Below are 22,304 nucleotides of genomic sequence, written 5' to 3' on the forward strand. Positions count from 1 at the left end.
ATCACGTCCAGAAATTGATGTCGTTGATATCGGTCAGTTCCACGTCGCTGCCGGACGCCCCGACGAAGTACTCCTCGGCCAGGCCCTCCGCGACCAGCTCCCGGAGTCGCTGCTCGTCACCCTCGCGCCACGCGTCGAGCATGTCGGGGATCAGGTGCGATGGAACGTTCTCCGTCAGCCGCCGCATCCGCGGGTCGTCAGTGCTCCCGGCCGCCGACGAGAACCCGAACGACGCCCGGATCTCCAATCCCATCCCGCGCCGCTGCGCCTCCCTCTTGACCTTGGCGAACACGCGCGGCTGATGGTCTTTGCGGACCTCGGACTCCAGCCGATCGAGAGTCTGCTTCTTCGCGCCGCTGATCTTCGCCTTGCCGCTGAGGTAGCGCTGCACCTGCCGCCGGGAGACACCCAGTCGCTCAGCCAGGCGCGCCGTGTCCGGCTTCCCGCCCTTCGGGGTTTCGGCGCGCACCAAGGCGTTGAGCCTTCCCTGCGCCGTCTTGGCGATGTCTCGGGTCTGGACCTGGTCGCCGAATTTCGCCTTCAAGGCGTCGATGATCTTGCTTGGCATGTGAATGTGACCCCTCTCAGGCGGTCTTGACGGCGCGTACGGGGAGGGGCTCGATCGACATGCTCTGCGACGGGATCTGCTGCGCCGTCATCTCGGCGACGTCCAGGCAGACCCCGGCACCGCACAGCGGCCGGCCCGGAATCGCGGTATAGAACGCGCCGCGGCACACCGGACACTCGGCCAGCCGCGGCGAGCCCTGCCCGGTGTAGACCTCCCGGGCGGGCAGCACGTACTGCGGCGACAACTTGCGGAGCAGCGCGGCGAGGTAGCCGGTCGGGTGGAACGCCCTCCGGTCCTTCGTCGCGTCGAGGGCCTGGAGGAGCGCATCCTCGGGCCAGCCGTTGCGCAGGAACCACGACACGGAACTCTCCGCGATGGCGCGCTCGTCCGGGTCGCCCGTGAACCAGTGGATCGAGGCGACCAACTGCGCGGCCCGCTGCGGCACCCCCTTGAGTTCGTCGCCCGCCAGCGGCGCCCGGGTGAACTGGCTCAGCAGGGTGAACCGGTCGGCGACGCGGCTGATGCGCCCGGTGACCGGATCGGTGTGCGACACCGGCCGGAACCGCACCAGCTCGGCGCGGATCAGGTGCGGACGGTGGCGCTCGACGGAGCGCAGCGAGACGCCGGCCTCGCGGGCGAGGTCCTCCATGCGGATCTGACCCTCCCAGCCGAGGCGGGCCAGTGCCAGCAGGCATTTCGTGCAGGTGGGGTCGGGCGCGACGACCGAGGACACCCAGTCGAGAGCCCCCGGGAGGACCGGCTCGCTCACGGTGGAGCCCGGCAGCGGCGTGCGGCGGTCCGCGTCGATCCGGCCGCGCTGCCACAGGTGCGCAAGGTGGACCTGGGTGGCGCGCTTCTTGAGGCCCGTGGCGCGACCGATCTCCTCGGTCGTCAGCCACTCCTGGGGGGCGGCGCGTTGGTGTTCGTCGAGCACCGCAAAAATCTTGCGGCAGGGCTGGCAGTCATCCGGACTGACGTCTCGGTGCTGCCCGCCGGAGTCGGTGGGCACGAATCGGCCTTTCCGGCCTCCTGATGCGGTATACGCCAAGGTGCTGGGTACACTCGACAGAGACCTAAAGCAGGGTCTGCGAGAGCCCCTTGTGTCGGCTCCGAGAGGTGCGAACTCTCGGGATGCAGCTGACGCGGGGGCTTTCGCGATTTCCGGGGCGGGATCTACCGGCTAGGCCGGTACGACGTGGAACATTTGCTGACGACCTCCGATCATGGCCGCCTGGCGGCGTGCCGGGAGTTTCTGGAGCGCGTGCGTCGGCCCACACAGGAGGTCCGGTACAGGGATGCCGTAGTGGCTGGAGAGTGCGTCGAGATCAGCGAGCGTCCACGACGCGCGCCCAGACAGCCGCCGACTCACTTGTCCCTGAGAGATTCCCAAGGCGGTCGCGAGGACGGCCTGACTGTCGGCTGTAGCGCGCAGAAGCGTCGCCACGGTGAGGCGGAGGTACGCCTCGGTACTTGTTCCGCCAGTCACATGTGACTCCCTCGTTCAATATGGCCTCGCGCCATACTTCCATAGCGGAGCGTGAGGCGTCGATTGCGACGCGCCGAGATCAACCGTCGAGCAGTAGGCCCTTGTAGATCAGCCTGATCCGGTCGCTGGCGGCAATGGACTGCACGAGCTCGATGGGTCGCTCGGCGGCGTCGCTCGCGAGTCTCGTAATCCGGCTGACCAGGAGTACCGGGACGCGCAGGCCAATGCCGAGCTCGCTGGCCTCCTCCTTGTTGGGGAGGCGGGCCTCCACGATCTCGTCGCCAGCAACGGGCGTGAGGCCAGATGCTCGCATGGCACCGAGGACGCCCCCCGCGATCTTGCCGGGTTGGTTCAGGCCGGCCGTGCGTGCGATGTCGAGGGGATACCAGGCGCTCTGGAGTTGGATCACCTCGCTGCCCACTACCGCATGTCGTCGTCGGAGGACAACCGGCTCGCCCGGGGGTAGCTCAAGGTGCGCGGCTACCGAGTCAGGCGCCGCCACCTCTTGTACGTCGAGTGCAACCATTCGGCCGTCGAGTCCGACCTCGGCCGTTGCGGTCTCCCAGGGTCCTCGCCGTCCGCCCGGCTGGAGAACTCGGCCGTATCGGCTGAGCGGAATGGGAATCACGCTGGTGTCGCGCACGATCGTCCCTGTTCGGTGGCGCTGAACCACCAGGCCGTATGCGGCGAGTTCGCGATACGCCCTCTCCACGTTGGCCTTGGACCAGCCATCACCGTTTTCCGATTCGGCGGTCAGCAAGGCGGCTTCGGCCGACCGGGGCCGGCCACTGCTTTGGCGTGGATCGAGCTCGGCGATCGTGGGCAACTTCGTGCCGGGCGGGAACCGTCCTGTCCGGATGAGCTCCTCCGTCGCCGAGAAGAGCCGCCGCCACGTTTGTTCGGGCATCTCTCTGTCTCCTGTCTCGGGATGCCTCCTCCCGACCGGCACCATCATGACATACAACCTAGGTTATTGACAGAGCTGTGTTCGGGATGTCAATCTCGTCACGTCGCCACCGACCGGGGCCCCAGGGCAACGGGGAGTGACGGCATGCAGCACCACCGCTATGCCCTGATCGGGGTAGCTCTGCGTAGGCCGTGGAAAGCCGCAGAGTCCCGAAAAGGGCAGAGGCCCCCGCCGACTCCCGTAGGCCGTGGAAAGCCGGGAGAAGGCGAGGACCTCCAATAGCGGCTTCACATCACCTGACGACACCAGGGAGATCACCCGCTATGAGCACCATTGTGCCCGCTCAGCAGATGCGCGCCGTCACCGGCACGGGGAACGGCGCGAACTCGACCACCGGCCGCACCCTCGCCCGCCGCATCGTTCGGGCGACCAGCAACGTCTCCGCCGAGCTGTGGCTCGCCGGCGGGGACCTCGACCAGGAGCTCGCCCACCGCCTCGCGGACCTGACCGGCGTGGACGCCGAGCTCTGGGAGCAGCGCGACGGCGAGGCCCGCGAGGTGTACCTCGACCGCGCCGCGTCCGCGATCCTCGACACGAACCCGGACTACGCCGCGCTGTCCGCCGACGACGAGCTGTCGCCCGCGGTTGCCGAGGCGGTGGCCATCACCCGCACCGAGGGCGCCCGTATCCGGCTGTTGGCGGAGGCCGCCCGGATCGAGGCCGAGCGGAACGCGAAGAATGAGCGGTCCGAGGCCGCCCGTGTCCGACGCGCCGCCGGCGTCGAGCAGCGGCTCAGCCGGGCCGCCCAGCGCGCCGCCGAGTTCGAGCTCCTGGACCGCACCAACGGCGAGCCGGACGACCCGACGTGGTCCGCGGCCGAGCTGCGCGGCGTCCAGAAGCACAGCCCGTTCCGCAGTGGCCCGGTCTACCGGTTCCGCCGCACCGACGGCACGCTCGCGTCGGTGGTGGCGTGATGGCTACCGCTCACTACCGCTCCCGTTCCCTGACCTCCGCCGTTGCCCGGGCGACCAGTACCGCGGTCTCGGCGGACCCCGACCGGGCCTGCGCGGAGGAGAACCTCGACCGGTTCTACCCGGTCAGCGAGAGCGAGTCGGCGATGCGCCCCTCGCCTGCCGAGCTGGACGCCCTCACGGTCTGCGCCGCATGCCCCCTCCTGGTCCGCGCCCAGTGCCTCCGCGAGCAGCTCGCCCACCCCCGTGACCAGCACGGCGTGTCGGGCGGGATGACCAAGGCACAGCGCCGCCTGCTGCTGCGGGAGGGGAAGTTGAGTGTGCAGGTGGCCGCCCAGGTCGCCTACCAGCTCGGCATCCGCCGCCGTTCCCGCACCGAGTCCGGCAACCTCAGCGCCGCCGCGTGATGGCGGCGCTCGCCGAGCGCCGCCGCGACACCCTGCGGCGCACTGCCGAGATCCTCGCCGCCTCCGGATTCCCGGACGACCCCCTCCCCGGGGCCGAGCAGCTCGCCGAGCTGCACGCCGCGTCCTTGACCGTCTGGATGCGCCTGCCCCACCAGTTCGATCGAGCCCTCGCCGCCGCCCTCTCGGACGGCCGGCCGCACCTCGCCGAACCGGCCCCCGACTACCCGGCCGCGCAAGCCATCCGTCCTGCGGCGGAACGTGCACCGGCCTCCCTCTCCCGCCACGCCTCGACCGAGGAGCAGTGAGCCCCATGACCTTTCCCGCCACCACCACCGCCCTCGCGGTCTACGCCCCGCACCACCGGGCCCGCGCGCTGCGCCTGGTCCTGCTGCGCCTTGCCGAGGCCGGCGCCTTCGCCGCCGCGCTCGGCACCGGTGCGGCCTGCTACGGCGTCGAGCGCATCGGCCTGCACCGCCCGGCCGAGTCGCTGGCCGTCGCGACGGACCACGTCACCGACGTGTCCAACCGCGTCAGCAGCCGGATCAACGAGCTCGGCGCCGTCGCGCCGCACCCCCGTCTGCTGGCGCTGTACCGCCTGCTCGGCGGCGAGGCGCTCGACGCCCGGCTCGTCGCGATGATCGACAGCGACGACCCGCTCAACCCCGGCCCGCTGCTCACCGACGAGGAGCTCGCCGCGGTCGAGGCCGCGTACCCGGCCGAGCTGCTGCCCTCCGACGGCGACAGCGTCTACGTGGTCGAGGACCAGGGCGACGCCGAGGCCCGCGCGGTGGCCGTCCAGTACGCCGAGTACGGGCTCACCGCGGACGACCGCGCCTGCTGGCCGCAGCGCAACGCGGTGGACCTGGACCGGGCCGAGGCCCGCCTCCTCGACGAGCTCGACGAGCTCCTCGACCGGTACCCGCTGCCGGAGGCCCGCGGCGGTGAGCAGGTCCTCGCCCCGGCCGCCGCTCAGCGCCCCGCGCTGACGGCCGGTCAGGACGGGTGAGCGTGACCCGGCCCGCCGCGACCGGGGCGGCCCCGCAGCAGTCGGGGCCGCCCTGCCGGACGCGGGCCGAGGCGATCGACTGGACCCGCGACCGGCTGCGCGAACAGCAGCGAGCGATGGAGATCCGGGACTGGTCGCTCGTGCGTGCGATTGGGTTGGAGATCATTACCCGGTTGGACAACGTCAGCAGGCGCCCGTCGCCCCTCGAACAGGAGCTCTCCCCGTGACCGTGACCACCCCCAACGAGGCCGGCGAGGCGGTGCCCGCGACCGCCCCGGCCGATTCCGTCTACCTCGCCGACCAGCAGAAGCGGGCGGCGCTGCGGTTCACGCTCGCCGACTGGGCGATTGCCGTCCTGGGTGCGGCCGTGGCTACGGCCGTGTCCGGGATCGGCCTCGCCTCCTCCTACAACGCGCTGGAGGAGAAGGCCGCCAAGCCCGCCAGTGAGGGCGGCTGGGAGTGGGCCTACCCGTGGATGCTGCCGGTCGGCCTCGACCTGTCGATCTTCGGTTTCAGCCTGATCAACCTGGTCCTGATCCGGATCGGCCGCCCGGCCCGGTGGGTCAAGTGGGTGCCGAGGTTGGGGGCCGGGTTCACCATCTGGTTGAACTGGGCCGCCGCCGGCAACCTCGGCTCCCGGATCGGGCACGCCGTCCTCGCCGGTCTGTGGGTGGTGTTCGCGGAGATCGCGGCCCACGTCTACGCCGTGCAGATCGACGCGGTCCACGGCCGGGTCCGGATGGAGCGGGCCCGCCCGTCGCGCTGGTTCATGGCGCCGATCACCACGTTCCAGGTCGTGCGGCTGATGCTGCTGTGGGAGATCCCCTCGTACGAGGAGGCTCTCGCGCTGTTCAAGGAGCGCGAAATCTACCGGCAGCTCATGACGCAGCGTTACGGGAAGAAGTGGCGCAAGACCGCGCCTACGGAAGCCCTGATGCCGGTCAAGCTCGCCCGGCTCGGCCTTACGATCGAGCAGGCCCTCGGCATCCCCGCCGACACGGCCGACGCCGAGGCCCTACGAGAGCACGAGGCCGGTGTACGGGCGCGCGAGCTCGCCCTACGACTGGAGCGGGAGAAGGCCGACGCGGAGCTCGCGGCGGTCGAGCGGCAGGCGGCGATCGACACGGCCAAGGCCGAGGCCGAGGCCCGCCGACTGCGCGCCGAGGCTGAGCTCGCCGCGGCCCGAGAGGAGGCCCGTACGGTTGCCGACGCCGTCCTACGACGGCACGAGCTCGCCCTACAGGTCGAGGCCGCGAAGGTTACAGCCGAGAATGAGCGCCTTCTCGCCGAGGCCAAGGCCGAGGCCGAGCGGGTGGCGGCGCAGGCCGCGTTCGAGGCCGACGAGATCCGCCGCAAGGCGGAAAACGCCCAGCTCACGGCGGAGATCGAGCGCCAGCGGTTGGAGCGTCAGGCGGCCGAGGAAGCGCGGGCCGCCGAGCAGGAGCGGCGTCGTAAGGAGCAGGAGGAGGCCGCCGAGGCGGCCAGGGCCGCGGCCGTTCGCGAGGCCGAGCTCGCCGACCTCCGCCGGCGCCAGGAGCAGGCCGCCGCCGCCGCCGACGAGGCCGCCCGTAAGGCTGCCGAGGACCGTCGTAAGGCTGCCGAGGCCGCGGAGCGGGAGGCCGTAAGCAAGGCGAACGCGGTCGTAACCGAGGCCGAGGCCGAGCGTAAGGCGGCCGAGGAACGGCGCCTCGCCGCCGAGGCCGCGGCCGTCGCCGCGAAGCTGGAGGAGGAGATGGCCGCGGCCCTTGAGGCTGCATCCGTAGCCGCGGCCTCGGCCCGTCGTAGCCCCATCGAGCGCGAGGCCCTGACCGTCGCCAGCATGATCGAGCAGTTCGGCGAGGAGAAGGTGACTATCAGTTACCTGATGGACAAGCTCAAGCTCACCCACGGCACCGCCCAGGACCGCCGCGAGCGGGCCCGCGAGATCCTCGCGGCGCGAGCCGCCGGCGGCGAGCTGGGGCAGGCCGCGTAGCCCCGCCCCGTCCCCAGCGGCGGGGCGCGGACCCCCCACCGCGGCGGCGGCCCCCCCGCGCGCCCCCCCGACCCACGCCCCCACAAACCCGCCCCCCCACCCCGAGGCGGGCGCCGCCGGCGGCGTCGGGGGGCTGGCCGCGGCCCCCCCCCCCGCCCCCTGCGGGGGCCGCCCACCCCGAGGAGGGGTGGCCGGCCGCCGTCGTTCCCGCAGACAGGCCCGCCCAGCTTCCCCCGCCCCGCACTCGATCGGGGGGAGCCGGACGGGCCTGCCCGTACCCGACCAGGCCCCCGACTGGGCGGCCCGAGCAGAGATGAGACAGGCCATGAACGGCAACGTCCCCGACGCGATCCTCACCGACCCCGGTTTGCAGTCGCTGACCAGCGAAAAGATGCGGATCCACCACAACGACGCGATGCACTACCGGCAGATGGCCGACCGCCTGAACGCCCACCTGCGGGAGCACCACATCGACGGCGACGGCATGTTCTCGCGGTGGTGGAGGGCCTGGCGGGTCGCCCGTCTGGCCCGGCGGATGAGCGACCTGAGCGCCAAAATCGCGGCCACGAACCAGGCCCTTTACTCCACCTACCACAACCAGGTCACCCGCGTTCCGGAAAAGCGGGCGGCGGCGGAGGCCAAGAAGTCGCTCAAGAACAACCACGGGCAGTTGCCCGCCGGGCAGCAGATGAACGCGCCCGTCATGCAGTTCAGTACCGGCAATTTCCTCAACCCGACACCGCCGCCGGTGCAGCAGAACAACGGAAGTACCGCCACCGTCAGTACGGCCGAGTGGAGCATCTACACCGAATTCGACGGAAGGCAGGCACAGTGAGCCAGTCGCCGGATATCAGGAGCATGCGGAACCGGGCCGAATTCTGGAACGAGCGGCAGGACGGCGTGCAGACGTGGAAACGGAGCGCCGAGGTGAATTGGGATCTCGCGCGGTCCATCGCGGCCAAGCGGGCCAAGGCCGGCGACGACTCGCTGTTCGAGGCGCTCTCCAAGGTTCTGCACGCCTTCTACGAAGCTAACGCCCAGTGATCATCACCATCATCATCACCCCGCCCGGAAGGACCCGGGCGGGGTCCCAATGTGCGCGCGCGACGCGCGCGCGCGAGGGTGGCACACCATGTCACTCTCTGTCAACCGATTGGAGGGGTCATGGCCGACCATGACGACGACGGGAACGGGACCGTCATCCGCTTCCCCCGGATCGGGCTGCCCGGCGAGTCCGGCGGGAGCCCTCCGGCGGCGTCCGGACCCGACGCCCCGACGGAGGCGGCGGCCGACCGCTGGACCGGCCCCATCGCCCGCGCTGAAATGGCCGCAATGGCGTCCGAGGGAATCCCCTCGAACAATGCCGCTCCCGCTCCCTCCCCGACCCCGGGATTCATTCCGGACACATTCCTTGCAAACCCTGGGAATCCCTCGCAGGAAAGCCCGGCGTCCCTCATTGCCCTTTCCATGGCCGCCGTGGTCGGAATTGCTGTTTCTGCAATGCGGGGAATCCACTCCGCAATCGCCTCCCTTCGTGGAGAAAAGTCTGAGAAGCCCGGCAAGGACGGCGACGGCGGAAAGAAGAAGGGAAAGATCCAGTCCGCCGCCGAATTTGGTGAGACCTCCACCGGGAAAGGCGGCTCCGGAAAGGGGTCGTGGTGGGGCTCCGGCGGCGGTGGGGGAAAGCCGGGGAAGTCCGGCGGGAGTGCCGGCGGTTCGTCCGGCTCGTCCGGGAGCAGCGCCGCGAAGTCCGGCAGCGGCGGCACCGGCGGCGGGAAGCCGCTCGGCGGCGGCTCGTCCGACAGCAAGCCCGGCAAGGGCGGCGCGGCGGGCGCCTTCGGAGCCGGTGCCGGCGGCGGTGGGGGAAAGCCGGGGAAGGCCGGCAGCAGTTCCGGGAGTGCCGGCGGTTCGTCCGGCTCGTCCGGCTCGTCCGGCAGCAGTTCCGGGAAGTCCGGGAGCGGCTCCGGGAGCGGCTCCGGGAAGGCCGGCAGCAGTTCCGGGAGTGCCGGCGGGACGGGCACCAAGGGCTCGAAGGGCGGCAGCGGGAAGTCCGGCGGGGGGAAGTCGGGGAAGTCCGCCGGGTCGGGCAAGGGCGGCAGCTCGGGCACCAAGGGCTCGAAGGGCTCGAAGAGCTCGAAGGGCGGCAGCGGGAAGTCCAGCGGGGGGAAGTCCGGCGGGGGGAAGTCGGGGAAGTCCGCCGGGTCGGGCAAGGGCGGCGCGCCGTCTGGGCCGGGCCGCAAGAGCAGCAAGGCCGGCGGCTGGCGCGGCCGGTTCAAGCACCGCGCCCAGGGCGGCAGCTCGGCGGGCGCCGAGAGCGCCAAGAGCAGCAAGGCCGGCGGCTGGCGCGGCCGGTTCAAGCACCGAACCGCCGCGCCGCCTCCGCCTCCGGGCGGTGACGACTCCTGGTGGATGCCCGGTGCGTCAAACCGCTGGTCCAACTTCGAGCCGGACGAGCCGGACGTGCCGGTGTACGAGTTCCTGCCTCGCGAGCCCCGCAAGCGGCGCCCTCAGCGCCAGCGCCCGGCCATTACTACGGGCCGTGTGACGGTCCCCCCGCCCAGGTCCCCCCGCCCGACTCCGCAGCGCGCCCCGGAGGAGCCCATGAGTACGACCGAACCGCCCGTCCCCTCCGCCCCGGCGCTGTCCCTGGTGCCCGCTGCCCGCAGTGGCGAGGACCAGGAGCGCGAGCAGGCCGGGACTGTCGCGACGGCCGCACCGCCCAGCAGTCCGGCCGCCGCAGGCGCCGGAGGAGGGCCGGTCGCCGCGGCGACCGGGGCGGTCGAGGCGGCCGTGCGGCCGAGCACACAGTCCGCGAGTGGGCTGGTCGGCTCGATCACCGGCCCCGGCGAGGAGGCGGTCGCGCCCCAGCACGCCACCGAGATCAACCTCCGCCGGTTCCTCGCCAAGCTCTCGAACATCACCGAGCGGGCGTTTGCCCGGCACGACGGCACGGCGCACCTGATGGCGCGGGCGACGCGGCTGCGCAGGCAACTCGACGACTTCCAGGACGAGCTGCGCGTGGTGCACAACATCGTCGGCAAGCGGACCAACCGGGCCGTGGCACGGATGGCGGAGCAGGTCGAGGTGATGAAGAAGTCGATCGAGGAGATCGGCGCGCTGTCGCTCGCCGCGGCGGAGCTGTCCGAGGTCGCCGAGTCGGCGATCTACGACGAGTACCAGCCCATCACCACGCAGACGGCAGACGTCGGCCTGGTGACGCCGTCCGCCCGCATCCACAACCAGGACTAGGAGTCGATCATGAGCGAGATCAACCTCGCCGAGGACATCGGCGGTGCTGGCGGCATCGTCGGCGCGGTGCTCACGTACCTGCGGGTGAAGGCGCAACTCCTCTACCTGCGCGGGCGTATGGCGCTGCTGTCGAACCGGGTGCAGGCCGCGAGGCAGCAGATGGAGGAGGACGCCGCCGAGGCCCTGGTCATGGTCGGGCTGGGCGGTCAGGCCGAGGTCGCGCCGAGGTACCTCGGGATGGTGGAGGAGGTCGCGGCGAGCCTGCTCGGCGTCGCGCAGGCGGCGGACCGGCTCGCCTCCGCGGCGGATGCCGCCTCGCAGGCCGCCGAGCAGACCCAGTACGAGCACCAGGCCGAGTACGGCGGCATCCACGAACTCGCCCAGCAGACCTCCGAGCCGATGGCCAAACCCGGCTGGTACGCGAACGACTGACCCCCCGAAGTACGTCCGAACCCGATTAGGAGGAACACCCCATGTCCCCGGCCAAGACCCCGACCGACACCCAGGACGCCGACGCCGACCCGGAGGCGCTGCCGGCGGAGACGGTCGGCAAGATCAAGAAGATCGAGCGCGGCGCGTACCTCGCGGCGGCGAGCGCCATTGCCGCCGGCTCGCAGATCGAGGCGCTCGCCCCGCAGCTCGTCGCGTTCTCCGTGCTCCTGGTCGCCGGCCTGGTCCTGTTCGTCTCCGCCAAGGAGGAGGACCACCGGCGCACGGTGCGTCTGTCGCAACGGCTGCTGGCCCCGCTGAGCGGCTGCCTGCTGTACCTGGCGATGCTCCACGCCGTTGACCTGCCGTGGTGGGAGGACGGCCTCGCCGCCGCGCTGTGGGGCACCGTGCTGTGGTGGCTGGTCCCGATCGCCCGCAGCATCCCGATCGCCCGGCCGTCCGCGGCGACGGCCGCCGGGGCGCAGGCCGTCGCGGTCGCCGCGCAGGCCATGCCGGGCCCGGCGACCTACGAGCAGCGCCTCGCGCAGTTCTGGGCGCAGACCGCCGGGGCCGAGCGCGGCATCGCGGCGGGGACGGCGCTGACCGCGATCGTCCTGGTCGGCGGTGGCCCCGACTTCGAGGCGGTCGTCGTGGCGCAGCCGGGCCGGGCCGTGCCCGATGTGAAGGTGCGCGGCCTGGCGGCCCTGTTCGACGTCCCCGTTGACCGGGTGTCGTGGGGGCCGGTGCCGGGCAGCGGCCCGGGCCGGATGCGGCTGGCAGTGACGCCCAACGTCGCGGCGCGCACCGCTGCCGCCGTGGACGGCCCGGCCGGCACGCTGGAGGAGGTCTGGGCGCGGCACGTCGAGGCCCCCGGCGGCGCCGCCCCGGGCCTGGCCCTGGTGGGCCGCCGCAACGAGGGCAACCGCCTGGTGCTGCACGGCCGGGCGCGGCAGGGCACCACCGCGTCGGTCAGCCACGGCCAGATGTGCTCCGCGCTGGGGATCACCGACCCGACCTGCGTCGTCGTCGAGACGGACGGCGTCCGGGACGCGCTGATCTCGGTGTACGCGCGCAACCCGCTGCTCGACATTCGCAAGGCCACCCGCGAGGACCTGGTGATGGACGCGCGCGGCCGGATTCGCGCGGGCGTCCAGCACGATGGGTCGTACGCGCTGTTTCCGCTGTACGACCCGGACAAGGGCGCGCTGCGCGGCATCGACGCCGGGTGCACCGGCGCGGGCAAGTCCGTGCTGCTCGGGCACATTCTCGCCGCCGAGAAGATCAACAAGGTCGTGAGCTGGGTCATCGACCTGCAAGGCGGGGCGTCGCTGCCGGAGGCGGTGGGCCGCGTCGACTGGATGGTCGGCGACGAGGCCGGCGCGATCCGGATGCTCAAGGCGCTCAGCAGGGTGATGAAGGCCCGTGAGGCGATCAACCGCTCGCTCGGCCGGTCCGGGTTCTGGATCAACGACCCGTACCCGCTCCTCAACGTGACGTGCGACGAGATCAACCGCCTGCTGTCGCACCCGAACCCCGAACTCAAGCGGCTGGCAGCGCAGTTGATCGCCGACGTGCAGAAGACCGGGCGCAAGGTCGGCGTCGGCATCCGCCTCGGCGTGCAGAGCCTGCACCTGACCGACCTCGGCGACGAGAACGCCATCCGCGAGCAGGGCAAGGACGGCCCGTGCGTGATGATGCGGATCATGTCCAGCAGCACGAAGGGCATGGGCCTGGACGGCATCGCGCCCGCGGGATTCACGCTGGAGAACATCCCGGAGCGGATCTACCCGGCCGGGCAGATCGCCGCGAAGTTCGCGGGCACCGCGAACGACGACGGCGAGAGCACGGCCGGCATGGGCTACCTGTTCGCCGCGGGCAAGGCGACGCTGATGCGGGTGTGGCGGGTGGACCGCTGGCCGGGGCTGAACGAGGACATCGTCGCCTTGTACGGCACCGACGCCCCGGCCACGCTGGACGAGCCGTCGGCCCAGGCCGCGGGCGCCGACTACCTCGGCCGCCCGGCCGACGGCTGGACGCCGCCCGCGGGCGACACCGGCACCCCGAGCGCGGGCCCCGCACCGAAGGCCGCCCCCGCCGCCCCCGCCGTCGTCCTGGTCGACGACGAGGAGGAGTACGGGGGCGAGGGCGACGACCAGGCCGTGACCGAGATGAAGGAGGAGGCCGACGCGAGCCTCAAGGGCCAGATCCGGGCCGCTTTCAAGGGAAGCAGCCCACTGCGGGTGGCCGAGATCCGGGCCGCCGTGACCGGGTTCAGCCCCGGCGGGATCAACAACGCGGTCAACGAGCTCGCCGAGGCCGGAGAGCTCCTCCGCGTTGCCCACGGCAAGTACGTCCTCGCCAGGAAGCCGGCCCCCGTGGGGTCCTGACGCCGCGTCCGGCGTGCCGACACCCCGACCCACTAGCGAAAGTTGGCTAACTTCCGCTAAGGTCGGGGTGTCGGCACGCCGGACCGCCCGCACCAGCGGGCGCGCCCCGCCGTGCCGTTCCACCGGAACCGCACCGAGGAGCCCCGTGCCCGCCCAGACCTACACCGTCCCCGGCGACCCCCGCGCCGCCGCCGACCAGGCCGCCGAGGCCGCCAGGAACGCCAACGACCGCCTCGGCCGGACGGCCGCCGCCGCTCTCGCCGCCGCCGTCCGCGACATCCTCACCATGCGCGACGACACCCGGCCGTTCGACGCCGCGCACATCGAGCTCGTCGAGAGCGAGTTCGCCAGCCTCACCCCCACCGGCCGCTACTGGACCGCCGACGGCACCGCGCAGACGTTCGCCGACACCGAGGGCGTCACCGACCCGGACGCCGTCATGTGGGAGCTGCGCGAGGAGAGCGCCTACCTCGAAGAGGCCACCCGCGACGGCTGGTCCCCGGTCGTCACCGAGCTCCCCTCCACCGCCGAGCAGCGCACCTACCGCCTCGACCTGGCCGCCGCCGCAGCCCTCCCGCTCGACTGACCGCCCCGGGCCGCCCGGGCCCCGCGCCCCGGGCGGCCCACCACCGGCAAGCCCTCTCCGCCCGTACCGGCGCGGCTCGAAACCGCCCGATTCCCCGAAGGACCAGCCCATGACCCCCCGCCTCTCCTACCTCCTCCCCGACCCCCGCACGCTCGCCATCGCCGCCGAAGAGGTCGCCGACGACGACCCGCACAAGGCGTTGCGCCGGGGCCGGGTGATGGCCGTGGTCACCGCCGCCGGTTTCCGCGACGTCCTCACCGGCTGCGACCCCGACGCCCCGTTCGACGCCGTTCACGGCGAACTCGTCCTCACCGCCGCCGGCATGGCCCCCACCGGCCGCTACTGGACCGCCGACGGCACCGCGAGGACGTTCGCCGACACCGAGGGCGTCACCGACCCGGAGCACTACCGGTGGGAGCTGGAGGAGTGGACCGCCCACCTCGACGAGAGCAACCGGCAGGTGTGGGGGCCACTGGTCACCGAGCTGCCCGAGCACCCCGACCACCGGGGCTGGCAGGGCTACCGCCTCGACCTGGCCGCCGCCGCAGCCCTCCCGCTCGACTGACCGCCCCGGGCCGCCCGGGCCCCGCGCCCCGGGCGGCCCACCACCGCTTCGACAACTCCTCGCCGCGCCCGCCCGGGCCCGGCCTCCACCACCCCGCCCCCGTCCCAAGCCGGAGGACCCCATGAACCTGCACCGCTTCCTGCCCGAGCACCTCGCGCCCCTGCTCGGCTACGAACCCGCGCTGGACGACCCGGCCGCCGTCGCCGCGGCGGTCGAGGACAACCTCGCCGCCGCCCAGGCCAGCCACGACCCCACCCAGCGGGTTGCCCTGCACCGGCTGACCGGCCCGCTGGAGTTCCAGTCCGGGTTGCTCGGCCTGCACCGGGAGATCGCCGACCGCACCGTCTACCTGTACAGCCTCGCGGGTGCGTCCGAGACCAACCTCGACCTCGACGACCCCGACCAGCGCGCTCTCTACCGGGCGCTGCTGCGGACGGTCGACGCCTCCGAGCAGCTCCGCGCCCGCCTCGCCGAGGCCGCCGCACTCGCCCTGCCCGCCGGGGCCGCCGCCGAACTCCAGCACCGCTGACCCCGCCGAGGCCCGCCTCTCCGGGCGTTGACGCTGCCCACCGGCACCCCCGCCGCCGCACCCACCAGGCCCGGCTGCCGGGGCGCGCCGGCGGGCGGCGTGGCCGCCCGGCCAGCACCCACCCGGGTGTTTCCCGCGGGAAACACCCGCGACCAGGAAGGCCGCACCGTGTCCGACCTGACCGACTTCCTGCGCTTCCTCACCCACGCCCAGGACCACCCGAAGGACGAGCTGCTCCGCGTCGTCCTGATCTACGGGTTCGCCCTGATCGTGCTGCTCGCCCTCGCCTTCGCCATCGCCTGACTGGCCCTCACGATCGGAGACCCCTCCCATGGCCCTCGCCCCCGAGTTCACCCCCGCAGACCTCGCCGAGCAGCCCGCCGCCGAGCTCCTCGACGCGCTGCGCACCCCGCTGTCCCGCCCCGCCGCCGAGCAGCTCCTCGACCCCGCCGCCGGCACCGTCGCCATCGGCCAGTACGCCGACGGCACCCCGGCCGCCGTCCCGCTGTGGACCGAGCACGGCGCGGTGCCCCTGGGCATCGTCGGCGACGCCGGCGCCGGCGCGTCCGTGATCCTGCGCCACCTGTGGGAGGCCGAGGCCGCCTCGCCGCTCGTGCGCTCCTGGGTCGCCGGGTTCGACCAGGAGCCCGAGCACTACCTCGGCACGCCCTTCGAGCGCCACGCGGGCGACCCGGAGGCGATTTACCACCTGCTCGACGACGCCGCCCAGATCGCCGGCCGCCGCGCGGCGGACATGTCCAACTGGCCCGACACCTACCGGCCCACCGAGGCGGAGCCGCTGGTGACGCTCACCCTCACCATGTGGGAGCTGACCCGCACCGACCGCGACAGCGTCCGCCTGGTCGAGCGGATCGCCGCGACCGGCCGCCGCGGCGGGGTGTCCCTGCGCATCGTCTACCGCCGGCACGCCGTCCAGACCCTCGGGCACGCCCTGGCCCAGCGCCTCGGCTCCGGTGCCCTCATCGCCCTGCGCGGCGGCGAGTTCGGCCTCGGCCTCGGCTCCGGCCCGGTCGCCGTCCCGAAGGACATGCCCGGCACCGGCCACCTGATCACCCCCCGCCGCACCGGCCTGTTCCGCTCCTGGGCCCCGCGCCCGGCCGCCGGGTGAGCGGCGTCCGGATCGCGCTCATCCGCTGCAACGGCGGCGACCCCGACTGCGGGGCCGAGACGCACACCCCCTTCGAGACCTCGCGGTTCACCGACGTCCGCAGCTTCCGCCGCGCCGAGGGCTGGCACTACCTCGGCGGGGACGAGGACGTGTGCCCCGACTGCTGGAAGGCCGGGCACCGGGGGCGGCCGACCCGCTCGGAGGCCCCCCAACCAACCCTCTAGCGCAAGTTGGCTAACTTGCGCTAGTGTCTCAGCAGGAGGTCGCCCGGCCCACCCGCAACCGCGGAACGCCGGGCGGCCCCCTGCCACCGAACCGACACCGGCCCGCCGCGCACCGCCGACGGGCCGACCCCGCCACCGGGAGGACCCGCCCATGACCGCCACCGCCCAGACCACCGGCGCCCCGACCACCGGCGCCCCGACCTTCGCCGACCTCGCCGCCTGCCACGGCCAGCCCCTCGCCTACATCGCCCGCCAGAGCCGCTACACCACCGTCCCCGCCGACCCCGCCGCCGCCACCCCCGAGGAGCTCCTCCAGCTCACCCGCGACGCCGTCGAGGTCCTCAACGGTCACCGCTTCTGGGAGCTGGCCGGGGAGATGGAGGAGGGCCCCGTCCTCCACCTGACCCATGCCGTCAAGGCCCAGGGCGACGCACAGGCCGTGCTGCTGGAGGGCGCCGACGAGAAGCTGCGCGACCTCGCCCGCGACGCCGCGAACGCCGTCGCCCACGCGGTCGGCGGGCCCCGCCAGTTCTGACCCGCCCCGCGCCCCCGGGTGCGGCCCGACCCGCACGACCGGGCCGGACCGGGGGGCGCACCCCTCCCGCACCGCCCCCGCCGCTGCACCGCGGCGGGCCCGCCGCACACCGGAAGGAACCGCACCGTGCCGACCCCCGCTCCCGCCCAGTCCTTCGCCGACCTCGCCCAGCGTTACGGCAGCGAACTCGCCTACATCGCCCGGCAGGGCAACGGCAACACCGTCCCCGCCGACCCGTCCGCGGCCACCCCGGACGAGTTCCTCCAGCTCGCCCGCGACGCGCACGCCTTCCTCGACCAGTGCCGCTACGACAACTGGGCCGAGGCGATGGAGGACGCCGCGGACGCCGTCGCCGCCGCCCGCCAGGCCGACGGGGCCGACGAGCTTGCGATCCTGCTGCGCCGCGCCGACAAGGAGCTGCGCCCCCTCACCTACGACGCGGCCTGCGAGGTCGCCGACGCCCTCGGCGACCCCCACGACTTCTGACCGCCCCGCACTCCCGCGCCCCCGGGCGCCGGCCGCCCCCACGCCCGGGGGCGGACCGCGCCCGGGGGCGCACCCTTCCCGCCCCTGATCCGCCCGCCGTACCGAAAGGGCCCCAACGATGCTCAACACCCTTGGCCTGCCGCCGAATTCACTGATCGCGCTCATCGGCTGCGCGGGGTCGGGCAAGAGCTCGCTGTCCGCGATGTTCCCCCGCTCCTGGGTGCTCAGCTCCGACCGGCACCGCGAGGACGTCGCCGACGACGCCGGCGACCAGAGCGCCAACTCCGACGCCTGGAACCTGCTGTACGCGCGCCTCGACGCCCGCCTGGGCCGCGGCCTTCCGGCCGTCGTGGACGCCACCAGCGCCGACGCCTCCGACCGCGCCCAGCTCCTCACCCGCGCCCGCCGCCACGGAGCCCCGGCCGTCGCCCTGGTCCTGGACGTCGACGTCTCCGAGGCGCTGCGGCGCAACGCCCTGCGGCCCCCCTCCCGCCGCGTCCCGCCGGCCGTCGTCGTCCAGCAGCACTCCCGGATCGCCGCCGCCGACCTGGCCGCCGAAGGCTTCGCCCGCGTCGTGCGCTCCGGCGAGCTGCCCGTCCTGTCGACCGTCCTGCACCGCCTGGCCGCCGAGCACGGCACCCGGACCGACCTGATCGAGGCGACGTTCGGCACCGAAGCCGCCCGCCTGATCACCTGGGACGTCCCCAGCCGCGCCCCCGAACACCGCACCGCAACCCTCGCCGCCGGCGGCGAGGAACTGCTCCTGCGCTACCAGGACGGCGGCGACCCCTACGACCACAGGTTCGAGGTCGAGGTCGGCGGCTGCCCGAACGACGCCGACTGCCCCGGCCCGGCGTGGAGCCCGGTCCACCACCTCGGCGACCTGCTCGCCGCCCAGGCCGGCAACCCGGCCAACGAATCCCGCTGCGACGCCTGCGAGGGCGACGAGTACGGCATCTGAACCCCCGTCCCGACCACCACCGAGGAGCACCTCGACCATGTCCGATCCCCGGCCCTACCCGACGACCGTCGAGGAGATCCTCGCCGCCCTGGCCGCCGCCCCCGGCACGCCCGCCGCGCCGACGGCCGCCCTGGTCGTCCCCCAACCCGACGGCACCCCCGCCGTCATCACCAGCGTCGGCAGCCCGTACGGGCACCAGCCCGCGCCCTACATCGTGGCCCTGCCGCAGGCCCCCGGCGTGGTCCAGCAGCCCGCGCCCGCGCAGGGCTCCGCCTGGACCGACGCCCCGCTGTGGCTGCGCGCCTCGATCCTGTCCGGCTCGATCGGCCTGGGCACCGCCGGCGTCGGCGTCGGCATCGGCCAGGCCGCCCCGGGGCTGGAAGCCGCGGCCCGCTTCCTGCTCGCCCTCGCCGCGGTGTTCGGCGTCGGCGTCCTGGCCTGGCTGCTGATCCCCCGCCAGGGCCGCCAGCAGCAGGCCCCCGGCGTGGTCCAGCACATCACCACCCACGTCACGGCCAACGTCAGCGCGAACGCGAGCGGCGTCGGCCGCCAGCGCAACCGGTACTGACGCCGGACCCGCGTCGCCGCCGGACCCGCACCCGCGGGCCCGGGGACGGCGCGGGCCCTACGCCCGCACCGCACCCACGACACCAAGGACGGACCGCACATGACCGCCACCGCCACCGCCGGCCGCAGCCTCGCCCCGCTCGACGAGCTCGCCGACTTCCTCAACGACCCGGCCAACCGCACCCGCTGGCGCGGCGTCCTCTCCGCCCGCCGGACCGACCGGATCGAGGCCGACCGCGCCGAGTTGGCCGGCCGCCGCGTCAGCGCCCCGGCCCCGGCCGAGAAGCTCGCCCAGCTCGTGCAGGACGAGCGCGACGCCGTCGCCCGGGTCGAGCTCGCCGAGATCGCCGAGGAGTTCGCCGCGGCGAGCCGCTTCCGGCTGACCGTGGCCCTCGCCGACCCCCGCGCCGGAACGGACCGCGCGGACGACGAGGCCCGGGAGAAGACCGCCCGGACGATCCACGCCTCGACCGTCGCGATCCTGGACGCCCTGACCGCCCGCGACTTCACCGACCCGGGCGAGGTCCTCGGCAACGCCCGGGCCGTGCTGCGCGAGCTGCTCGACCGCAACCGCTGCGCGGACGCGGACCTGAGCACCGACCACCTCTACTGGTGGGAGGCCAAGACCCGCCGGGCCGCCGCGGTGCTCCAGTCCGCGTTGCAGCAGGCCGCCGCGGACCGGACGAGCTGAACCCTGCCGCGCGTCCGGCCCCGGCCGGAGCGCGCCGCCCGGGCCCCTCACCGGCGCCACCAGGACACCCCGCTCCCCGGGGCCGTCCTGGTGGCGCCGGTGGCCGGCCGGACGCCGACCGCCCAGCCCTCCTCACCGAAAGGCGGCTCACCCATGCCTGCCACCGACACCACCACCGCCACGTTCACCGAGGCGCAGGGCCGCCGCTGGGCGGCCGAGTGCCTGCGCCGCGCCGCCACCGCGTACCGCGTCCTGCGGGCCTGGCGCGACGACGCCCCCACCCTGCCCGCCTTCCGGCGGCGCGCCGCCGCCGTCACGGCGGCGGCCGTCCTCACCCCCGCGGCGGCCCTGCTCGGCTTCCTGTGGGCGGCCAGCGAGTGCGCCGACATCGGGCTGCACCTCCTGCGGTGGCTCTACAACTCGCCCGGCGGCCACGCCGTCCGCGCCCTCGCCGAGACGGTGCGCCGCCCCGCCTCCGACTGGCTCCACCAGCACGCCGCCCACCTCCCCGCCTCCCCGACACAGCTCGGCTGGGCCTGGCTCGGCCTGGCCTCGCTGCTCTACCTCTCCGCCCGCTGGGGCAATCTCGCCGGCCGCTTCGCCTTCACCGCCCTGGCCGCCGGTACCACCGCCGCCGCCTGGCAGGCCGGCGCCCAGGGCGACCGGGCCGCCGTCGTCGCCGTCACTGCCGGGGCCTGGCTGCTCCTGGCGCCCTCGGCCTACGCCAGGACGGCCAAGGACCCGCTCCGGCAGGAGCTCCACATCACCGCGCAGCAGACCGTCACCACGTACACCGTCGTCGACCCGGCCTCCTCGGTGCCGTACTGGGGCGTCGCGGAGGCCGAGGAGGCCGCGGCGACGGAGGCGGCTTCGCCGGTGCGGGGCTTCGCCTGCCGCTACTGCTCCGCGCCGGTCGTCTGGGACGGCCCGGCGGAGGGTGTGCGTACCTGGCGCCTGGCGGCCGACGGCAGCACGTACTGCCGGCAGGCACCGGAACCCGACACCGAACTCAACATCGCCACGCGCGGACACGTCGCCCTCTGAGCGGAGGAGGGCCGGCCACCCCAACCCACTAGCGAAAGTTGGCCAACTTACGCTAATGTCTGGGTGTGGCAACCACTCCACAGGCGGGCCACGACAGTTGACCGGACGTCATCCGAAGGAGTCCCCATGCTTCTCCACGCCATCGCCTACCGCGCCAAGGCCGGAAACGGCATCTCGGAGGGCGTCGCCCTCGTTCCCGCCACCGGTGCCCGCCCGACCTGGGCCGAGTGCGCCGCAGTCGTCCCCGACTTCCTCGGCGCGGAGATCCTCGGCAAGGTGGTCCGGCCCGAGCCGCTGTACACCCTCCGGTACGAGACCGAGAGCGGCCGATCCGAGAAGCTCCTCAACCGGGCCCGGATCGAGAAGCACATCGGTCCGGTGGTCATGAGCTGCGCCAACCGCGGAACCGCCTGGAACGTCGAGGTCCTCGACGCCACCGGCACCGACGTCACCGCCGACTTCTCCTGCTTCTCCTGACGGCCGCCCGGGTGCACGGCCCGACCGTGCGCCCTGCGAGGCAATCAGCCCAGCAGCTCGACCGAAGGACACCCATGGACATCAGCACGAGCGCCCTCTCCGCAGCCGACGCCTACGCCCAGGCCCCCGACCTCGACGCCGAGGCCGCCACCGTCGCCGAGCTGCTCGCCGAGCTCGACCCCGACCGCCGGCCGGACTTCTACCCGGCGGTCACCGTCGCCGAGCACCGCGAGGTGTACCTCCGGGCCGCCGCGCTCGCCGACCGGCGCCGACTGGCCTGCCAGAGCCCCGAGAACCTCGCCGCCGCAGAGAAGGCCGCGGAGCTGCTCATGGAGTTCGATCGGGGGTGCCCGAACGAGCCCGCCGGCCCCTTCCCGCCCCGCTCGACCGAGTGGGCCGCGTACGTCCGGCAGGAGTACAGGGCGTGGTTCACCGGCCCCATCACTGAGAGCTGCGGCAACTGCCAGGGAGAGACCTGCCGTCAGTGCATCCAGGCCGCCGAGACGGATGCCCCGGCCGGCGTCGAGACCTCCGCCGCCGAGTCCGACGAGGACGACGACGAGATCATCAAGTTCACCGCCGACGTGGTGTGCGTGCGCGGTGGCGACACTCCCGCCGTGCTGGTGGTCAAGCGTCGCTGGTCCCCCTTCGAGGGGGAGTTCGCCCTGCCCGGCGGGCACGTCCGCAAGGGCGAGAGCTCCGCGGACGCCGCCCGCCGTGAGCTGGGGGAGGAGACCCACGTGAAGGTCAGTCCTTCCGACCTGGTGCTCGCCGCCCTGTTCGACGCCCCGGATCGAGACCCGCGAGGCCGGTACGTCACAGCCGTGTACGTGGCGCAGGTGCCGGAGGGCACCGAGGCATGGCCCGGGGACGACGCCGCAGCCGTGATGTGGGTGCCGATCGACGACCGTCCCCGCCTCGCCTTCGACCACGACGCCATCGTCGAAACCGTCCTGTGCCGCCGCGGGGGGAACCCGCCCGTCCACATCGAGCACCTGGCCACCCGAACCGACTGACTCCCACCGGGGCGGGCATGTGCCCGCCGCGACCAGCTCGACGAGCTGCTCGACCACCTCACGGCCCTGGCCGCCGAGAACACCTGGCCGAACCGCCCGGGGCGGGCGCCCG

29 protein-coding genes are annotated in these 22,304 nt (G+C 73.5%); 24 read left to right on the top strand and 5 right to left on the bottom strand.

Annotated features, from left to right (window positions below):
* Window position 1: 1 nt before the first annotated feature.
* The 4 genes from tpg to ACFV1L_RS21950 form a co-directional block, all read right to left on the bottom strand.
* A complete protein-coding gene (gene tpg, locus ACFV1L_RS21935; RefSeq protein ID WP_380368159.1) occupies window positions 2-568 on the bottom strand; it encodes a telomere-protecting terminal protein Tpg in 567 nt (188 codons plus the stop codon).
* A gap of 16 nt (window positions 569-584) precedes the next feature.
* Entirely contained in the window at window positions 585-1,502 is a 918-nt protein-coding gene (locus ACFV1L_RS21940) for a hypothetical protein (RefSeq protein ID WP_380368161.1), read from the bottom strand.
* A 246-nt stretch (window positions 1,503-1,748) separates the two neighbouring features.
* Window positions 1,749-2,054 (bottom strand): helix-turn-helix domain-containing protein, encoded by a 306-nt coding sequence (locus tag ACFV1L_RS21945; protein ID WP_380368163.1) that lies wholly within the window; start codon window positions 2,052-2,054, stop codon window positions 1,749-1,751.
* 79 nt (window positions 2,055-2,133) lie between these two features.
* Window positions 2,134-2,961, bottom strand: a complete 828-nt coding sequence (locus ACFV1L_RS21950; protein WP_380368165.1) for a GntR family transcriptional regulator — start codon at window positions 2,959-2,961, stop codon at window positions 2,134-2,136.
* A 323-nt stretch (window positions 2,962-3,284) separates the two neighbouring features.
* On the opposite strand from ACFV1L_RS21950, the gene ACFV1L_RS21955 reads away from it, so the two are divergent.
* The 7 genes from ACFV1L_RS21955 to ACFV1L_RS21985 all read left to right on the top strand — a co-directional run bounded on the left by ACFV1L_RS21955 (window position 3,285) and on the right by ACFV1L_RS21985 (window position 8,152).
* Window positions 3,285-3,935 carry a hypothetical protein gene (locus ACFV1L_RS21955; protein WP_380368167.1) on the top strand — a complete coding sequence of 217 codons (651 nt, stop codon included), beginning with the start codon at window positions 3,285-3,287 and terminating at the stop codon, window positions 3,933-3,935.
* Window positions 3,935-4,339 carry a WhiB family transcriptional regulator gene (locus tag ACFV1L_RS21960; protein ID WP_380368168.1) on the top strand — a complete coding sequence of 135 codons (405 nt, stop codon included), beginning with the start codon at window positions 3,935-3,937 and terminating at the stop codon, window positions 4,337-4,339. The genes ACFV1L_RS21955 and ACFV1L_RS21960 overlap by 1 nt, the downstream gene beginning before the upstream one ends.
* Window positions 4,336-4,644 (top strand): hypothetical protein, encoded by a 309-nt coding sequence (locus ACFV1L_RS21965; RefSeq protein ID WP_380368170.1) that lies wholly within the window; start codon window positions 4,336-4,338, stop codon window positions 4,642-4,644. The genes ACFV1L_RS21960 and ACFV1L_RS21965 overlap by 4 nt, the downstream gene beginning before the upstream one ends.
* 5 nt (window positions 4,645-4,649) lie before the next feature.
* The gene (locus tag ACFV1L_RS21970) at window positions 4,650-5,345 is read left to right on the top strand and encodes a hypothetical protein (RefSeq protein ID WP_380368171.1); all 696 of its coding nucleotides are present in this window, start codon (window positions 4,650-4,652) and stop codon (window positions 5,343-5,345) included.
* A gap of 2 nt (window positions 5,346-5,347) precedes the next feature.
* Window positions 5,348-5,572 (top strand): hypothetical protein, encoded by a 225-nt coding sequence (locus ACFV1L_RS21975; RefSeq protein ID WP_380368172.1) that lies wholly within the window; start codon window positions 5,348-5,350, stop codon window positions 5,570-5,572.
* Complete coding sequence (locus ACFV1L_RS21980) at window positions 5,569-7,317, top strand: DUF2637 domain-containing protein (protein WP_380368174.1); 1,749 nt, start codon at window positions 5,569-5,571, stop codon at window positions 7,315-7,317. The genes ACFV1L_RS21975 and ACFV1L_RS21980 overlap by 4 nt, the downstream gene beginning before the upstream one ends.
* Before the next feature lie 325 nt (window positions 7,318-7,642).
* Window positions 7,643-8,152 carry a hypothetical protein gene (locus ACFV1L_RS21985; protein ID WP_380368176.1) on the top strand — a complete coding sequence of 170 codons (510 nt, stop codon included), beginning with the start codon at window positions 7,643-7,645 and terminating at the stop codon, window positions 8,150-8,152.
* Between the two features lie 310 nt (window positions 8,153-8,462).
* Here the strand turns inward: ACFV1L_RS21985 and ACFV1L_RS21990 are convergent, their stop codons facing one another.
* Complete coding sequence (locus tag ACFV1L_RS21990; RefSeq protein ID WP_380368177.1) at window positions 8,463-9,647, bottom strand: hypothetical protein; 1,185 nt, start codon at window positions 9,645-9,647, stop codon at window positions 8,463-8,465.
* Between the two features lie 271 nt (window positions 9,648-9,918).
* On the opposite strand from ACFV1L_RS21990, the gene ACFV1L_RS21995 reads away from it, so the two are divergent.
* From ACFV1L_RS21995 to ACFV1L_RS22075, 17 genes are all read left to right on the top strand, one after another.
* Window positions 9,919-10,566 (top strand): hypothetical protein, encoded by a 648-nt coding sequence (locus ACFV1L_RS21995; RefSeq protein WP_380368178.1) that lies wholly within the window; start codon window positions 9,919-9,921, stop codon window positions 10,564-10,566.
* A gap of 9 nt (window positions 10,567-10,575) precedes the next feature.
* Window positions 10,576-10,998 (top strand): hypothetical protein, encoded by a 423-nt coding sequence (locus ACFV1L_RS22000; RefSeq protein WP_380368180.1) that lies wholly within the window; start codon window positions 10,576-10,578, stop codon window positions 10,996-10,998.
* A 41-nt stretch (window positions 10,999-11,039) separates the two neighbouring features.
* Window positions 11,040-13,382 (top strand): hypothetical protein, encoded by a 2,343-nt coding sequence (locus ACFV1L_RS22005; RefSeq protein ID WP_380368181.1) that lies wholly within the window; start codon window positions 11,040-11,042, stop codon window positions 13,380-13,382.
* Between the two features lie 145 nt (window positions 13,383-13,527).
* Window positions 13,528-13,968: a hypothetical protein gene (locus ACFV1L_RS22010; RefSeq protein WP_380368183.1), complete on the top strand. Its 441-nt coding sequence runs from the start codon at window positions 13,528-13,530 to the stop codon at window positions 13,966-13,968.
* Between the two features lie 109 nt (window positions 13,969-14,077).
* Window positions 14,078-14,533 (top strand): hypothetical protein, encoded by a 456-nt coding sequence (locus tag ACFV1L_RS22015; RefSeq protein WP_380368184.1) that lies wholly within the window; start codon window positions 14,078-14,080, stop codon window positions 14,531-14,533.
* Between the two features lie 121 nt (window positions 14,534-14,654).
* On the top strand, window positions 14,655-15,062 hold the full coding sequence (locus ACFV1L_RS22020) for a hypothetical protein (protein WP_380368186.1): 408 nt from the start codon (window positions 14,655-14,657) through the stop codon (window positions 15,060-15,062).
* 168 nt (window positions 15,063-15,230) lie between these two features.
* Window positions 15,231-15,365 carry a hypothetical protein gene (locus ACFV1L_RS22025; protein ID WP_380368187.1) on the top strand — a complete coding sequence of 45 codons (135 nt, stop codon included), beginning with the start codon at window positions 15,231-15,233 and terminating at the stop codon, window positions 15,363-15,365.
* A 28-nt stretch (window positions 15,366-15,393) separates the two neighbouring features.
* A complete protein-coding gene (locus tag ACFV1L_RS22030) occupies window positions 15,394-16,191 on the top strand; it encodes a hypothetical protein (RefSeq protein ID WP_380368189.1) in 798 nt (265 codons plus the stop codon).
* Window positions 16,188-16,415, top strand: coding sequence for a hypothetical protein (locus ACFV1L_RS22035; RefSeq protein ID WP_380368190.1), 228 nt, complete (start codon window positions 16,188-16,190; stop codon window positions 16,413-16,415). Before ACFV1L_RS22030 ends, ACFV1L_RS22035 begins: the two co-directional genes overlap by 4 nt.
* 151 nt (window positions 16,416-16,566) lie before the next feature.
* A complete protein-coding gene (locus ACFV1L_RS22040; RefSeq protein ID WP_380368191.1) occupies window positions 16,567-16,950 on the top strand; it encodes a hypothetical protein in 384 nt (127 codons plus the stop codon).
* A 126-nt stretch (window positions 16,951-17,076) separates the two neighbouring features.
* On the top strand, window positions 17,077-17,436 hold the full coding sequence (locus ACFV1L_RS22045) for a hypothetical protein (protein WP_380368193.1): 360 nt from the start codon (window positions 17,077-17,079) through the stop codon (window positions 17,434-17,436).
* 118 nt (window positions 17,437-17,554) lie between these two features.
* Window positions 17,555-18,397, top strand: coding sequence for an AAA family ATPase (locus ACFV1L_RS22050; protein ID WP_380368194.1), 843 nt, complete (start codon window positions 17,555-17,557; stop codon window positions 18,395-18,397).
* Between the two features lie 37 nt (window positions 18,398-18,434).
* A complete protein-coding gene (locus ACFV1L_RS22055) occupies window positions 18,435-18,965 on the top strand; it encodes a hypothetical protein (protein ID WP_380368195.1) in 531 nt (176 codons plus the stop codon).
* A gap of 99 nt (window positions 18,966-19,064) precedes the next feature.
* Window positions 19,065-19,655, top strand: a complete 591-nt coding sequence (locus ACFV1L_RS22060) for a hypothetical protein (RefSeq protein WP_380368197.1) — start codon at window positions 19,065-19,067, stop codon at window positions 19,653-19,655.
* Window positions 19,656-19,808: 153 nt separating this feature from the next.
* Window positions 19,809-20,699 (top strand): hypothetical protein, encoded by an 891-nt coding sequence (locus ACFV1L_RS22065; protein WP_380368198.1) that lies wholly within the window; start codon window positions 19,809-19,811, stop codon window positions 20,697-20,699.
* Window positions 20,700-20,825: 126 nt separating this feature from the next.
* Window positions 20,826-21,176 (top strand): hypothetical protein, encoded by a 351-nt coding sequence (locus ACFV1L_RS22070; RefSeq protein WP_380368199.1) that lies wholly within the window; start codon window positions 20,826-20,828, stop codon window positions 21,174-21,176.
* A 74-nt stretch (window positions 21,177-21,250) separates the two neighbouring features.
* Window positions 21,251-22,192, top strand: a complete 942-nt coding sequence (locus tag ACFV1L_RS22075; protein WP_380368200.1) for an NUDIX domain-containing protein — start codon at window positions 21,251-21,253, stop codon at window positions 22,190-22,192.
* Window positions 22,193-22,304 lie beyond the last annotated feature (112 nt).

The sequence above is a fragment of the Kitasatospora sp. NPDC059646 genome (assembly GCF_042734615.1).
Classification (GTDB): domain Bacteria; phylum Actinomycetota; class Actinomycetes; order Streptomycetales; family Streptomycetaceae; genus Kitasatospora.